The sequence below is a fragment of the Colwellia sp. C2M11 genome (assembly GCF_018860915.1).
Classification (GTDB): domain Bacteria; phylum Pseudomonadota; class Gammaproteobacteria; order Enterobacterales; family Alteromonadaceae; genus Colwellia.
In genome coordinates this window covers 99687-113781 of sequence record NZ_JAHKQD010000007.1, presented here as the reverse complement: position 1 = coordinate 113781, position 14095 = coordinate 99687, and the positions used below count along the sequence as shown (strand labels likewise).

The 14095-nt window shown below is 36.2% G+C and carries 13 protein-coding genes; 9 read left to right on the top strand and 4 right to left on the bottom strand.

What is annotated here, in order from left to right:
• Positions 1 to 49: 49 nt before the first annotated feature.
• Both KO509_RS01780 and KO509_RS01775 read right to left on the bottom strand, forming a co-directional pair.
• Entirely contained in the window at positions 50 to 1822 is a 1773-nt protein-coding gene (locus tag KO509_RS01780) for a GNAT family N-acyltransferase (RefSeq protein ID WP_215971570.1), read from the bottom strand.
• Positions 1823 to 1878: 56 nt separating this feature from the next.
• Positions 1879 to 2193 (bottom strand): hypothetical protein, encoded by a 315-nt coding sequence (locus tag KO509_RS01775; protein WP_215971569.1) that lies wholly within the window; start codon positions 2191 to 2193, stop codon positions 1879 to 1881.
• A gap of 561 nt (positions 2194 to 2754) precedes the next feature.
• Between KO509_RS01775 and KO509_RS01770 the strand changes: the two genes are divergently transcribed.
• Together KO509_RS01770 and KO509_RS01765 are read left to right on the top strand one after the other, a co-directional pair.
• The gene (locus KO509_RS01770; RefSeq protein WP_215971568.1) at positions 2755 to 2898 is read left to right on the top strand and encodes a hypothetical protein; all 144 of its coding nucleotides are present in this window, start codon (positions 2755 to 2757) and stop codon (positions 2896 to 2898) included.
• 23 nt (positions 2899 to 2921) lie between these two features.
• The gene (locus KO509_RS01765; RefSeq protein WP_215971567.1) at positions 2922 to 3281 is read left to right on the top strand and encodes a hypothetical protein; all 360 of its coding nucleotides are present in this window, start codon (positions 2922 to 2924) and stop codon (positions 3279 to 3281) included.
• A gap of 99 nt (positions 3282 to 3380) precedes the next feature.
• Here KO509_RS01765 and KO509_RS01760 read toward each other — a convergent pair whose 3' ends face one another.
• Both KO509_RS01760 and KO509_RS01755 read right to left on the bottom strand, forming a co-directional pair.
• Entirely contained in the window at positions 3381 to 3581 is a 201-nt protein-coding gene (locus tag KO509_RS01760; RefSeq protein WP_215971566.1) for a ribosome alternative rescue factor ArfA, read from the bottom strand.
• A 253-nt stretch (positions 3582 to 3834) separates the two neighbouring features.
• Positions 3835 to 6375 (bottom strand): TonB-dependent receptor, encoded by a 2541-nt coding sequence (locus KO509_RS01755; RefSeq protein WP_215971565.1) that lies wholly within the window; start codon positions 6373 to 6375, stop codon positions 3835 to 3837.
• A 584-nt stretch (positions 6376 to 6959) separates the two neighbouring features.
• On the opposite strand from KO509_RS01755, the gene KO509_RS01750 reads away from it, so the two are divergent.
• The 7 genes from KO509_RS01750 (at position 6960) to KO509_RS01720 (ending at position 13934) form a co-directional block, all read left to right on the top strand.
• Positions 6960 to 7307: a DUF2282 domain-containing protein gene (locus KO509_RS01750; RefSeq protein ID WP_215971564.1), complete on the top strand. Its 348-nt coding sequence runs from the start codon at positions 6960 to 6962 to the stop codon at positions 7305 to 7307.
• Positions 7297 to 8241: a DUF692 domain-containing protein gene (locus KO509_RS01745; protein ID WP_252727333.1), complete on the top strand. Its 945-nt coding sequence runs from the start codon at positions 7297 to 7299 to the stop codon at positions 8239 to 8241. The genes KO509_RS01750 and KO509_RS01745 overlap by 11 nt, the downstream gene beginning before the upstream one ends.
• Positions 8234 to 9061, top strand: coding sequence for a DNA-binding domain-containing protein (locus tag KO509_RS01740; protein WP_215971562.1), 828 nt, complete (start codon positions 8234 to 8236; stop codon positions 9059 to 9061). The genes KO509_RS01745 and KO509_RS01740 overlap by 8 nt, the downstream gene beginning before the upstream one ends.
• A 35-nt stretch (positions 9062 to 9096) precedes the next feature.
• The gene (locus KO509_RS01735; protein ID WP_215971561.1) at positions 9097 to 9645 is read left to right on the top strand and encodes a DoxX family protein; all 549 of its coding nucleotides are present in this window, start codon (positions 9097 to 9099) and stop codon (positions 9643 to 9645) included.
• A gap of 183 nt (positions 9646 to 9828) precedes the next feature.
• Complete coding sequence (locus KO509_RS01730; RefSeq protein ID WP_215971560.1) at positions 9829 to 11070, top strand: cation:proton antiporter; 1242 nt, start codon at positions 9829 to 9831, stop codon at positions 11068 to 11070.
• Between the two features lie 223 nt (positions 11071 to 11293).
• Positions 11294 to 12877, top strand: coding sequence for an FMN-binding glutamate synthase family protein (locus KO509_RS01725; RefSeq protein ID WP_215971559.1), 1584 nt, complete (start codon positions 11294 to 11296; stop codon positions 12875 to 12877).
• A gap of 148 nt (positions 12878 to 13025) precedes the next feature.
• Positions 13026 to 13934 (top strand): YeeE/YedE thiosulfate transporter family protein, encoded by a 909-nt coding sequence (locus KO509_RS01720; RefSeq protein ID WP_215971558.1) that lies wholly within the window; start codon positions 13026 to 13028, stop codon positions 13932 to 13934.
• Positions 13935 to 14095 lie beyond the last annotated feature (161 nt).

Below are 14095 nucleotides of genomic sequence, written 5' to 3'. Positions count from 1 at the left end.
GTAAAACTAAGTTCATGATCACCCACTAAACTGCATTCATATATTCAAATTAATCAACGTCGCTATATTGTACGTACTCATCTTTACCGTCACCAAGATAAATCTTTAATAGTTTGTCAGGTGATCGAGGAAAGTCAACACTAAGTAGTAAGCCGGGGGTTTGATTGAAGTTTAAATCAATGCCCGTACAATGAAATTTAGCGCCAAGTTTATGGTACTTTTTCAATAATATAGGAATATCTTTACCGTCTTCTTCAATCGCTTTAACTAGCGACGATAGTTGCGAAATACCCACCGATTCCTGATTCGCAAAATCTTTTACTTCCGGATGAAGCTTGCCAACAAACGCGGCTTTAGGCTGAACGCCATGAGCGTCTCTTACCATAATATCATTAATTAAAGCGACTGAACGTGGGTCATATAATTTACTTAACGATACCGTGCCATATAACGTTCTATAACGCGGGTTCTGACAAACAAATGCGCCAATACCTTTCCACAATAATAATAAGCCATATAAGCTATTTTGATACGCTTCTATAATAAAAGAGCGCCCCATCTCTAAACAAGGTTGCTGCTGATTAATAAACTCAGGTTGAAAATCAAACATTTGTGAAAGGTAGAGCTGTGAAATATCCCCGTCTTTTTGTAAAAGATCTGTTTGACCAACGCGGTAAGCACCTATAATTTCTTCATTGTTATTTTCAAAAACAAATAAGTGCATATAAGTAGCATCAAATTTATCGGTATCACAAGACTCGCCACTGCCTTCGTTTAGTGTCCGAAACGTAATTTCTCGTAAACGCGTAATTTCTTGAACACAAGTGGGTATTTGATGTTGATAACCGTAGTAGACAGAATATGATTTAAAATCTAACAAGTGTTGCTTAGCCGGTAAGCGAGATAATTCCGCTTTTATTAATTCACTGTCAGCCTGAGGAATAACGTCTTTAAAAGATCCTTGTTCATCGTCTTCAGGCCATTGGCTGAGATAATCTTCGTCATTTAAATAACACTGTAATCGTATAAAATCATTCATTTTTTCAATACTACCAAGTTTTTTTAGCTGCTTAGGCTCAATTAAGTTTTTTGTTGTTAGGGTTATGCGGTGTTGCTGTAATTTAAGCATTTCACGAATTAGCATTAATAAACGAAAACGATAATAAATGCGTCCCATGCGGTAGAATAAAGCGCTATTAGTACCTGAAATAAAAACAGGTAAAATAGGGCTATTAGTTTTATTCGCAATTTTAACCGCAAGTCGGTTCCAATCACCGTCCGTTATTATTTTTTTATCCGAGTTAAAAAAAGACACGCGACCTGCAGGAAATATAACTAATAATCCATCTTGATTAATATGACTAAAACACTGTTTTATCGCAGAAGTATTAATGGGTGCTTTAGGTACTAACGGATTAGCAAAGATAAAATAGTCTTTAATTTCTTTAAATATTTGTAAACCAACATTGGCCATTATTTTGGTGTCAGCACGAAAGGCAGTGAGTAAATGGGCAATAATAACACCCTCAATCATACCGTAAGGATGATTACATACCACAATACATCGACCTGTCTTTGGGATTTTAGCGATTATATCTTCGCCACCCAACACCTGAACGCCTAACAATTTCAATAACTTTTCAGAGAATGCTTGTTTATCTAAACCGGGTAAATCAGAGGATTCGTAAATACTACGTAAGCGTCTAATACCTAACAATTTATCAAGCAAGGGAGCAAATAACTTAAGCACTGACCCAGCGAAGGAATTAGGTGCCATTGATGCTATTCGTAAGTCTGAACGTGTTTTATCTGTATCTGTCATAACGGGGTATAATGGGTAACGTAATTAAATTTTATAAGTGGTTAATAGTATATAAACTATGTTCGTCTTGACGTACCGAAGAATAACATAATAAAAAGGTCTTTTAAGTTTGCCTTTAGTAACCAATAGCTTAAGCTGTTTTGAGAATTATTAACATCGCTATTTACCGCTTTTGTAACTTTTTTTATCGAAGCATCATGTTGACGTTGATCATTTCTTTGTTTCATTGCCATTTGATAACGTCGTTCTTGAGCAATATTAGCCCGCTCAGCGAACAGGCTTCTAGACTCAACACTTAAATTCGATAACACACTATCCGAACTACCGGCTTTACCTTTTACCCTTGTTTTTGGTCTTGGCGTACTACACATATATCACCGCTATTCTTACCGCTTTAGCACCACTCTAGGTATATAAATCGTACCTAATCGAGTGATTCTAATTATCTAACATATTATTTAGATGCCCTCATTTTCAAGAAGGTTACAAGGTTATTGGCATTTTTAAATTTATCACATGCTTTAAGTGCCCTTTATTATGAGGCCTTTTTATTTGTACAGTATCTAGGGCTTTGCTCATATTCAGATAAATAGGATCGGTATTTTCATTCTCTGAACAGTATGGAGTATTAGAGGTTCTATAAGTGGCAAAGCATTAAGTTATTTGTTAAAAAGAACTTAATGCTTAAAGTACGAAACTCGTGCACGATAAAATTGTTATGTGTTATTGGTTTCTATAATTAAGTATAGTATTTTATGAGGAAATATGTAGCAAATGTAGCCTTTGATATTCCATCACCAACATTTTAAGTTTCGGCTAGTGTATGTGAAGTTTTATATGCAATAGTCTTTGATTGTAACCTACTATTGCTTGTCTCTAAGTGATATTTTTGGGATTAATAATTTCACGTTTCGATATTATAAGGAAACAATATGATTAATGAATTGAAAAACTGGTGGCTATCGGTACCAAAAAATCAGAAAACTGGCTTAATTGTACTAGCATCATTTATTGGGTTGGTTTTTATTATGGCTTTTGGCGTTATTATAGGTTCATCTATAGGTAAAGCGCTCTAAAGTTTTCAGTAATGGTATTAGTAATGAATGATGATGACGTGGTACAAAGTTTTCTTAATGAAATCTGTTGTACATTTCCTGAAATAAAACTATTGATGGATGATCAAGACGAATCTATGACTACATCAAAAATGGAAGCCTTTGCTGATGCTACCTGTATCGCATTTGCTAACGGGAATATTGAATTAGCACAAAGATATTTATCTTATATGGAACAAAAGTTAATTGATGTTCATCCTAAAGAATTCGAATTTATTGATGTGTATTATGTTGAACACTTATTTTGGCAGGCGAGTAGGGTAACGAAAGAAATTGGTTGGCCACTTATTCCTCCCAAGTTAAAAGCGTTATATCTAAATTTTCATGGCACAATAGCTACATAAGCCAATTAAAGTCAAAGGCATATCTTAATGAGGGATTATTGTTGGTTTATTCTGAACTTGTTTACTGGCTTTGAAAAAGCCCTATTTGATCACAACTATTTAAGCGGCGATTAAATAGGACTCTTGTCCTGAATGTTTACTGTTACGCTTAAATGAACCTTTGCCTTTCTTCGCTTTTACTACTTGCGGTCTAAATAATTTAGACGTTACCATCGCTGCTAGTGCATTGTGTTTGATAACACCTCTGCCAGTATCTACGGTTGAATTAACCGTGTTTTTTGCTTTAGATTTTTTAGTCATGTCAGTCCTATATGTTACTTATACGTTGTTAAGAGATTAAAATGTTTTTAATAATTTACTGCTTCAAATCAGCTTACTATTAAGATGGCGATTGTATGCTCAATTTACAAGCATGCAAGTATTATTATTGTAATTTAGTCTGTTTTAGCAAAATAAATATTGTCACTAAAGGACAAAAAAATAGCATAAAAAAACGCAGTAATTAACTGCGTTTTTCAGAGAGCCTTATTGACTTAATGAGTGATGTTAGCCATTAAAAACTAAAGCTTAATTTAGCATAATACGTTCTGCCGTCAAAGCCGTAAGGCAATGCACGTACAGGGTATTTAAAAGCACCATTGGTGATAAAGTTAAGTACTTCGTCTTCACCTAATTCGTCTGGTGTTTCGTCAAATAGATTATCAGCACCTACAGAAAGTGAAAACATTTCGTTAATTTTGTAGCTAACATTTAAGTCAACTAGCACAGCAGATTCTACGATACTGGTTGGTTTAAACGATCCTGTTGGTGAAAGCTCACCAGGTAATGAAATATGGTCATTACCGAAATATTTAACATCAGTTTCACCAAAATAATTAAAGCGTAGTGTTGCTATGTAGGCGTCACGTCCGTAATCGAAGGTTAGTGTTGCACGCTCGCCCGGTTGCCCGTCAGTTAAGAAGCTACGTTGTAGGTCATCTAAGGCAACAGTTTCAGGAATACCTTCAGAAGCATTCACATTATCAATGGTTGTATCGTTGATATTACCTGCAAATGTTACTGCTACGTTGGCACCATCAAGCTCGGTACGATATGACGCAATAATATCAACACCTTGTGTTGTTGAATCTACTGAATTTGAGAAGTAGTTAGCTTGTACAGCACCTGTTGCTTGAAGCGCAGCTACAGCGTCAGCACTAAAGGCAACATCATCAGCAGATAGTAAACTACCTAAGTTGATACGGTCTTTAATCTCTACACGGTAAAAATCTACGGTTAATGATAATTCGCTACTTACATCATAAACAAAACCAGCACTTAAGTTTTTAGATGTTTCAAGCTCTAAACTATCAACGCCTAATGCACTTGGGAATGCTGAGCCTGTTGTTGCTGTGAATGATTGCGTTAATGTTCCGTCTGAGTCTAAGTTCGTTGTGAACGCTGTGTAGCCACTTTGTTGAAGAGAAGGGGCTCTAAAGCCAGTTGATACCGCTGCACGTACCGCAAAATCATCGTTAAATTCATAACGAGTGGCTAACTTACCAATGATGTCATCACCCGCATCAGAGAAATCTTCATAACGAAGTGCACCGCTAACGTTCCAAGCATCGTTAATCATAGTTTCAACGTTTGCATAGAATGCGTAACTGTTACGGTCACTGTCGTTGGTTGCCTCTGGACGCAAGCCGTTATAAGCCTGAAAACCACATTCAGCGAATTGCTCAGGGTCGTTAACCGAAGGATATGAGGTATCCATATTGGCTAAACCACACGCATAAGAGGCTTCTTCACCTGCAACTATTTCGTAGTTTTCTTTACGATATTCAGCGCCTACTGATACATAAAGCGGTTCACTACGACCAATATCCACGATACCGTTAATATCAAGATTAACCGTTGTTTGATCGAATCTGAAACCACCAGAATAACCGCCAGATGGACCTGAATTCGCGGCAATTTCAGTATCGCTGGCTTCTGGGTTATTAAATAAATACTCGGCAGCGTAAGAGGCATTTAACGTATTACGAGAAGAAAAATCATATTGGTTCTCGCCATATACTGCTGAAACATCGTAAGTCCAGTCAGGGTTAATATCACCTTTTAAACCTACCGCAATCGAGGTATCTTCTGCTTCATTATAAATGCGTGGTAAAAAACCATCGCTGTATACTTGTGTTACGTTTTTAGATGCTTCGTTAAAGTTACGGTAAAAACCATTACCTAACGCGGTACGCTCAGAGTAGCCACCAAATGAATATAGCTCGTTATCGCCAAAAGGAATTGCCATATTATAAAAGAATGAAGTGAACTCGCTCGCTGAATTACCTTGGCCCCAACGTACTTCGTCAGATAAAGTTCCAGGCTCTACGTCAAGCGAACCACCAGTATCGCGCTCAGCACGATTAGTACCATCAGCATCACGGTATTCAAGTGATAAGTTAATAAATCCGCCATTATCGCCCAGCTCAAAACCACGGTTTAAACCGGTAGAAAGGGTATCTCCATCGCCTTCACTTGTACCGCCATATTGAACATAACCAGTGGTAACGCCAGTGGAGTTATTAAGTGATAAGTTAATAACTCCCGCGATAGCGTCTGAGCCATATTGTGCTGCAGCGCCATCTCGTAATACTTCAACACCTTTTAATGCAGTCAGTGGAATGGCGTTCATATCAGTACCAGCAGCACCTGCGCCCACTGTACCATTAAGCCCAAAAATAGACTGGTTATGACGACGTTTGCCGTTAATTAAGACTAAGGTTTGATCAGGTTGTAAGCCTCGCAATGTTGCTGGTCTGAATAAATCAGAGCCATCTGAAACTTGTGTACGAGAAAAGTTAAATGATGGTGCTGTTGCTTGTAAACTTTGTCCAAGTTCAGTAAAACCGCCTTTGTTTAAATCATCTGCGTCAATTAAATCGATAGGAGAAGAAGATTCTGTAGAAGTACGGTTAGATACGCGTGAACCTAATACAGAAATGCGTTCAAGGTTTTCAGCACTAAGCGCTTGTGACTCTTGTGCATTTACAATACTTGGTGCACTAATAGCTAATGTTATCGCTAGTGCTAATGTGTTTATACGGTAATTTTGCATAATCATGCCCCTATTGGTTTTTTTATTATATTTTTTATAATTGTGTTAGTTACACTGTGTTGGCGCTATCCTAGCAATATATGAGTATAAAAAGAAACGAAAAACCGTAATTATTTATTCAAAATATGTGAATAACTTTCTATGTGTTGAAATTTAACCTAGTGTTGCTTTTAATTTAACCAGTAAAGTGTGCGAAATAAATACTCGCCTTTGAAGCATTTGTAGAAAAATTAATAATGAACAAGAAGGGTATTAATGAATAATTTTCACAAAACGGTAATAGTAAATAGTGATAGTTAATAATTGTTATAGATAAAGGCAGCTAATAAGGCTGATTCATTATAGACCCCGTTTTTCGTTGGCTTTAGATAATTTAATAAATACCTGCACAGGTTTTTTTTAGTGTTATTACAATTAATAAAAATTTTTTGAAATTATTTGTTACAAGTTGAGGTCTCTTAAATTGCTAATACAGGGATATGACTTATCCTTAAGGTACTTGCTTTTAGAAGGTAACGGTTATTAACTTTTTATTAATAGCTCTCGATTAAGCAAGAAAAATAAATTAAATCAGGAGTATACAAATGAAAAAAGTAAATTTAACTAAAGCTTTATTAGTGGGCGCATCAGTAGCAGTATTAAGTACAGGTGCAATGGCAGGTCCAAATAGCCAATTAAAAATTGCAGATGGTGCATCACCAAAAGTACAAGAGCAACTTACTAAATGGTTAGCTGGTGATAAAGTTCGTGGCCGTAAAGATAAATGCTTTGGTATTGCTTTAGCGGGTGAAAATGATTGTAAAGCGGGCGCGGGTACTAGTTGTGAAGGTACTTCAACGTCAGACTTCCAGGCGAATGCCTGGACATATTCACCTAAGGGAACATGTGAATCAATTGTAACGCCGAATGGAACAGGCTCACTTGAAGGCTAATAATTTATATTATTCCCAAGAAAATTTTCCTCAGCATACTATTGCTGGGGATAAATTAGGTGCAGGCTTAAGTCTAAAACCTGAACATCTTGATGATATTTTATCGCTACCTGTGCAAGCACCATCAGTAAATCATAATCTTTGGTTTGAGGTACATACCGAAAATTATTTTGTTGCAGGTGGCCCACGCTTAAACTATTTACGAGCAGTTCGTGAAAACCATAACATCAGTTTTCATGGGGTTGGTGGTTCGCTAGGCTCTGATCATAAAGCCATGGCTGCCCATACTAAGCAAGTAAAAGCATTGATTAATGAATTTCAACCTATTTTAGTATCAGAGCATGCAGTATGGTCTAAGTCAGATGGTAAGTATTTTGCCGATTTAATGCCTTTGCCTCGAACACAAGATGCACTGCAATCATTAATTGATGGTGTTGATTGTTATCAGTCAGGTATTGGTCGGTCTATTTTAATTGAAAATCCAAGTAACTATTTAGATTTTATAAGTGATATGGATGAACCTCAATTTTTAGTTGAGGCTGCTAGGCGATCAGGTTGTGGCTTGCTTATTGATATTAATAATTTATATATCAGCAGTAAAAATACAGGTATTGATGCATTAAACTATCTAAAACAGATACCAGCAGAGCTTGTTGGTGAAATTCATATTGCAGGGCACGATCCCGATCCTACCCTGGGTCAATCATTATTAATTGACAGTCATGCAGCAGCAGTAGCACCACCGGTGTGGAAGTTGTTGGAACAAGCGTTAGGGTTATTTGGTCATACGCCTGTATTGGTTGAACGAGATGCGAATATTCCATCATTTACAGAGCTTATGAAGGAACGCCAAATAGCTCAAAACTATTTAGAGCAAGACAAGGTACTAAGAAACGTCAATGCAGCTGGTAATGAGGTGCTCAGTAATGAATAGCAATCAATATATCGATGCTTTTTCGCGTTATTTACGTCATGGTGATCTCAGTGTTATGGCACCTTTTTGTGAAAATTCAGCGCACCTTGAACGAATGGCTGTTTATCGTAATGGGTTTTATAAAGGTTGTGTTGATGCCTTAGCTGCTAATTTTCCTATGTGTGAAAAAAAATTGGGCAATGATGATTTTAGAAAAATGGCGCGACTTTATGTTGACCATTTTCCACCAGAGCAAGGTACCTTAGTTGGATACGGAAAAAATTTCCCTGACTTTATTATCGACCTGCTTAAAGAGTTTGAATTTGAAAGTAGTGATAAGGTTGGGTTGACTGTAGCACAGAACTTTTCTGCCGACTTATACGTTAACTTAGCTGATATTGCGTATTTAGACTACGCATGGCTAATGAGTTTAATGAGTGCTGATTCTAATGAAACATTAACCATAGAGTATGTTACCGATTTAATTGAGCAAGAAATTGAGTTTACTGAACTTAATGTAAAGCTTAATCCGAGTGTGTTGTTGGTACATGTAAAAAAGGATGCTTTTTCTGAATGGATATCACTAAAAAAAAATAATAATGATGCTATTACAGACAGATCATCAATAGATGTTTTTGTAATGTTATGGCGTTTACAAGGTGGAGTACAAGCCCGTTTACTGTCTATTGCTGAGGTTGCACTTATGCAAGCTCTACAAGGTAAAGGTAGAACTTTGGGGGAGGCTTTTGATGCCGCTATTACGCTAGATGAAAACTTTGAAGTAAGTGATGCTTTTACTGCTTGCTTACAAAATGAGTTATTAGAAATTAACAGTAATTAAAAAATATAAATAATAAGTAAGATAAGGAAAAAAACATGAGCATGGTAAAAAAACTACAGTTATTGTACGTACAAATGGGTGAACAGTTATCAAGGTTTCTAGAGCCTTTAGCGTTATTATCTATTCGTTTTATGGTTGCAAAAGTATTTCTCGATTCAGGATTAAGTAAATGGGATGGTTTTTTACAATTTAATGTTGATAAATATGACCTATTTAAATATGAATTTTTTTGTCCAGATCCAATAAGGGATGGCGCATTACTTCTTTGTGATCCTCAAACATTAGACTATGTAGATGGCTCACTTACCGTAACAATAATTGAATTACTTGCTGTTGTGGCAGGTGTGGTTGAGGTTGTGCTACCAATATTATTAATTATCGGTTTATTTTCTCGTTTTGCAGCATTAGGCCTTATTGGTATGACAATGTTTATTCAGCTTGCGGTTTTTCCAACCTTAGATCATTGGATTAATCCTGCTTCTTGGTGGGCAGCTTCATTATTAGTCGTTTTTGCACGTGGCCCAGGTTTCTTATCTGTCGATAAGTTTCTTGGCTTAGATGCTAAACGTACCACAACGTATTAATGATTAAATTAACGTATGTAAACTAAGTAGCAAAAATAACCGGCCATGAGCCGGTTATTTTTTAAATAAAAGTTAATGATTAAACACAATAATTAATAAAGCCATTCACTTAGGTTGACTTTTTAATAATGTCTATTATTCGCGGGGTTATCAAAGCCCTCGTTCACTCAATAGGAACTTCCAATGGAAATCGGATTACTCATTCTTCTTTTTGCCGTTAGCACTTACGCTATGCTGGCAAAAAAATTATCGACAACTATTATCACCGCACCAATGGTATTTTTGGGTATGGGATTTATCGTGTCTCAACTAGGCTTGATTCATGTAGAAGATGCGCATGAAACTGTGTATTTGATCGCTGAAATATCGCTTGTAGTATTACTCTTCTTAGATGCTTCACAAATTAACTTACGTAGATTAAAAAGGCAGAATACTTGGCCTTTGAGGATGTTATTGCTAGGTCTTCCATTGAGCATTTTGATTGGTACCGGCTTTGCTTACTTATTTTTTCCAGAGTGGCCTTGGCCAATGTTAGCCTTAATTGCTGCTATTTTAGCACCTACTGATGCTGCTTTAGGGCAAGCGGTTATTAGTAATGAAAGTGTGCCTACAAATGAGCGACAAAGCTTATCAGTTGAAAGTGGCTTAAATGATGGACTCGCATTACCCATTATTCTATTTTTTGCCAGCATAGTTGCTATGGAAATTGGCTCTGAAGCAAATGGGACATCTTGGTTAATGTTTGGCTTTAATCAAATATTTGTCGGTATCTTTGTTGGTTTATTAATGGGTTGGTTAAGTGGTCGTTTATTTTTATATTCAGAAGCAAAACAAATAACCTCAAGTGTGTATGAAGGGATCGGTGTTTTAGCTCTGACTGGTATATCATACGTAATGGCTAGTTTACTGGGCGGTAATGGTTTTATTGCTTCTTTTGTTGCTGGTTTAGTTTTTGGTCATATTGTAAAAGGGCATTGTCGCTTCATTTATCAATTTACTGAAAGTGAAGGGCAAATATTAATATGGACATCGTTTGTTATTATTGGCTTAGGACTGCTTCCATCTGCTATAGAGCACTTAACATTGCCGGTTGTAGGTTATATTTTGGTCAGTATATTTATTGTTCGTCCTCTAGCTATTTACTTATCATTGCTTGGTACAAAAGCCAAAACATTAACGCGGGTATTTATGGGGTTTTTTGGTCCGAGAGGGCTGGCAACTGCACTATTTGCGCTAATTATTTCTAAAGATATTATTGGAGAGTATGGGCATTCAATATTAATAGTAGCGATTAATGCTGTGTGGATAAGCACTTTGATACACGGTATTGCAGCAGCGCCAATGGCTGATTGGTATGGCGCCAAAATTAAATTGTTAAAAATTAAGTCAAAAGCACAAAAAAAACTTAACAATCAAAATCAATAATAGTTTTCTTTAGTGACATCTAGGGGGATAAATATAAATATTTAGTTAGTTTTGCTATGTTTTTATATTATTGAATTATAAGTAGTATTTTTTATTTGCATCGCTAATGAAGTAATACTACTTAGCAATACTCTTTTATTGTGAAATTTTATTATCTAACGGCTTGTCTTATAACCGTGAAATAAATAATTACATAAAATTTATAAAAGAGGAACCTTACTCCATGACTATGCGTCAAATGTTCATCGCATTCATGTTTACATCAATTATATTATTAATTGGTCTATCTATGATCTCTACCAATTGGTTGTGGGCCTTGGTTATTTTAGGCCCGATAAACTTAATTGGTTTATACGACATATTACAAACAAAACAATCTATTCGTCGCTTATATCCGGTATTTGGGCGGTTTAGATATTTACTAGAATCTGTTAGGCCAGAAATTCAACAATATTTTGTTGAGTCTGATACGAGTGGAACACCTATTTCTCGAGAATTTAGATCGTTAGTTTATCAACGCGCTAAAGGTGATAGGGATACAAGACCATTCGGTACTATTTTTGATGTTAATCGTGCGGGTTATGAGTGGGTAAATCATTCAATGCAACCTAAACATCTTACTAATTTTGACCCTCGTGTTAAGTTTGGTGGTCCTGATTGCTCCAAACCCTATATGTCTTCTGTGCTTAATATTTCTGCGATGAGTTACGGTGCATTAAGTAAAAATGCCATTATGTCACTCAACCGGGGCGCTAAAATTGGCGGTTTTTCACATAATACCGGCGAAGGAAGTATGAGTCCTTATCATTTAGAACATGGTGGAGATATTGTTTGGCAAATTGGTACCGGATATTTTGGTTGTCGTAATGAAGCAGGCAATTTTAATCCTGAAACATTCAGAAGAAATGCCACTAAAGATGTTGTAAAAATGATAGAAATTAAACTTTCTCAGGGGGCAAAACCAGGCCATGGTGGTATTTTACCTGCGGCTAAGTTAACTGAAGAAATAGCGGCCATTCGTCATGTTCCTATGGGATTTGATGTTGTTTCACCGCCAGCACATAGCGCTTTTTCAACACCAACAGAGTTATTGCTTTTTGTTAAAACGTTAAGAGAGTTATCGGATGGAAAACCGATAGGATTTAAATTGTGTATAGGCCGACGTGACGAATTTTTAGCTATTTGTAAAGCGATGATAGCAACGGGTATTACCCCTGATTTTATTACCGTTGATGGTGGTGAAGGCGGTACTGGTGCAGCACCAACTGAAATGACAAATTCGGTAGGTACACCGATAAAGGATGCATTGATCTTTGTAAATAATGCGTTGATAGGGTTTGGCCTTAGAGACAAAATGCGTATTATTGCGTCAGGTAAAATGTTTTCAGCATTTCATATATTAAGAGCAATGGCTTTAGGTGCAGATACAGTGAACTCTGCTCGTGGCATGATGCTATCTTTAGGTTGTATTCAAGCACGTACTTGTAATACAGATAATTGTCCAACAGGAATAGCAACGCAAAATCCATCTCGAAATAAAGCAATTATTGTGACCAATAAAGCGCAACGTGTTGCTAACTTTCAACGTGAAACGGTTAAAAATTTAGTTGAGTTAGTTGGGGCTGCTGGTTTGAACGGTGTCGATGAACTTGAGCCTAAACACTTAAACCGTAGAGTTGAAGGAATAAATATTAAAAGTTATGAGCAGCTTTATCCTACCATTAAAGCGAATAGCTTATTAGAAGACGTTAGTATGCCTGAAAGCTGGCGTTATGATATGGCACAAGCAAATGCAGCTTCTTGGTAAATATGTCAATCGTTAATTATTCAAATGAGGCTAAATGCCTCTTTTGTAAGTATATAACCAATATAAATTTATAATTATATGTGTAAGTGTCAGGCAGGTTTAAAAATTTATCACTTCTATTATTGTTTATTTAATCGCAGGATAAAATATGTTGTTTATTAGCGTTTTTATATGCGTTTGTTTTTTAGGGTATTTAGCTCAAACAACAGGCTTATGCATGGTTCGAGGAGTAAATGAATGGCAAGCAGGTAATAAAGAATTTTTATTAGCCATTATTTTTAGTGGCGTTTTAGCTTGGGTTGGCGCTTATTTTTCTCAGTTTTTTGATATCAAATTTACTTTTTGGACTCACGCTTTAAGTGGCTGGTTTGTGCTAGGCGGCTTTATATTTGGTTTAGGCGCTGCGTTAAACAAAAGTTGTGGGGTATCTACATTAAGTCGATTAGCACGTGGTGACTCTAGAATGTTTGCCACTATTTTAGGGTGGTTCGTTGGCTGGGTGCTACTCGCTTGTTGGCCGCCAAAAATAGAGGTAGTACGTAGCTCTTTGCCTGGTGAGATTAGTTATATTCCACTTATTCTCATTACAATAGCTATTACTATATGGGGTTTAGTTGGTGATAAAAAAAGAAAAAAGCTTTGGTTTGGTATGATGGGGATAGGGCTACTTTCGGGGTTTATTTTTCTTTACCAACCTCAATGGCCACCAAGTGTTTTATTGCAACAAATAAGTTTAGCCTTGATTAATGGTCAAAATAATAATTGGCCATTAATAGAGCAGTATCTATTTTTTATTGCTATGCTTTTAGGTATGTTTTTGGCAGCATGGCGGACAAAAAGATTTAATTTTATTCCTGCTAATGTTAGCTATTTGGCGAAACATTTATTTGCTGGAACACTCATGGGAGTTGGGGCTTCAATAGCCATGGGAGGTAATAGTGTGCAGTTATTACTCGCACTACCTACACTTTCTCCTTCGGGGTTCGGTGCTGTCGCAGGAATGTTATTAGGGATTTGGGGTGGTAGTTATATTATAAAATGCTTTAAATGGAATTAATGGGAATAAATTGTACTATTTTTTTATTAATTCTGTATTTATGGCTATCTATCTGAAATTTTTTATAAATAGTATAGGTCTATTTAATTGATAAAACGGCGATATGCTTGTCGCTATTGTATTGGTTTATAAATAATCTTAAAAAACAAAAATATTTTAAT

What these genes read in the sequence shown, in the direction of transcription:
- KO509_RS01750 (WP_215971564.1), top strand. Translation starts at nt 6,960, where the DNA reads ATGAAAAAAGTAAATTTAACTAAAGCTTTATTAGTGGGCGCATCAGTA.
- KO509_RS01730 (WP_215971560.1), top strand. Translation starts at nt 9,829, where the DNA reads ATGGAAATCGGATTACTCATTCTTCTTTTTGCCGTTAGCACTTACGCT.
- KO509_RS01755 (WP_215971565.1), bottom strand. Translation starts at nt 6,375, where the DNA reads ATGCAAAATTACCGTATAAACACATTAGCACTAGCGATAACATTAGCT.
- KO509_RS01740 (WP_215971562.1), top strand. Translation starts at nt 8,234, where the DNA reads ATGAATAGCAATCAATATATCGATGCTTTTTCGCGTTATTTACGTCAT.
- KO509_RS01725 (WP_215971559.1), top strand. Translation starts at nt 11,294, where the DNA reads ATGACTATGCGTCAAATGTTCATCGCATTCATGTTTACATCAATTATA.
- KO509_RS01770 (WP_215971568.1), top strand. Translation starts at nt 2,755, where the DNA reads ATGATTAATGAATTGAAAAACTGGTGGCTATCGGTACCAAAAAATCAG.
- KO509_RS01775 (WP_215971569.1), bottom strand. Translation starts at nt 2,193, where the DNA reads ATGTGTAGTACGCCAAGACCAAAAACAAGGGTAAAAGGTAAAGCCGGT.
- KO509_RS01780 (WP_215971570.1), bottom strand. Translation starts at nt 1,822, where the DNA reads ATGACAGATACAGATAAAACACGTTCAGACTTACGAATAGCATCAATG.
- KO509_RS01765 (WP_215971567.1), top strand. Translation starts at nt 2,922, where the DNA reads ATGAATGATGATGACGTGGTACAAAGTTTTCTTAATGAAATCTGTTGT.
- KO509_RS01760 (WP_215971566.1), bottom strand. Translation starts at nt 3,581, where the DNA reads ATGACTAAAAAATCTAAAGCAAAAAACACGGTTAATTCAACCGTAGAT.
- KO509_RS01720 (WP_215971558.1), top strand. Translation starts at nt 13,026, where the DNA reads ATGTTGTTTATTAGCGTTTTTATATGCGTTTGTTTTTTAGGGTATTTA.
- KO509_RS01735 (WP_215971561.1), top strand. Translation starts at nt 9,097, where the DNA reads ATGAGCATGGTAAAAAAACTACAGTTATTGTACGTACAAATGGGTGAA.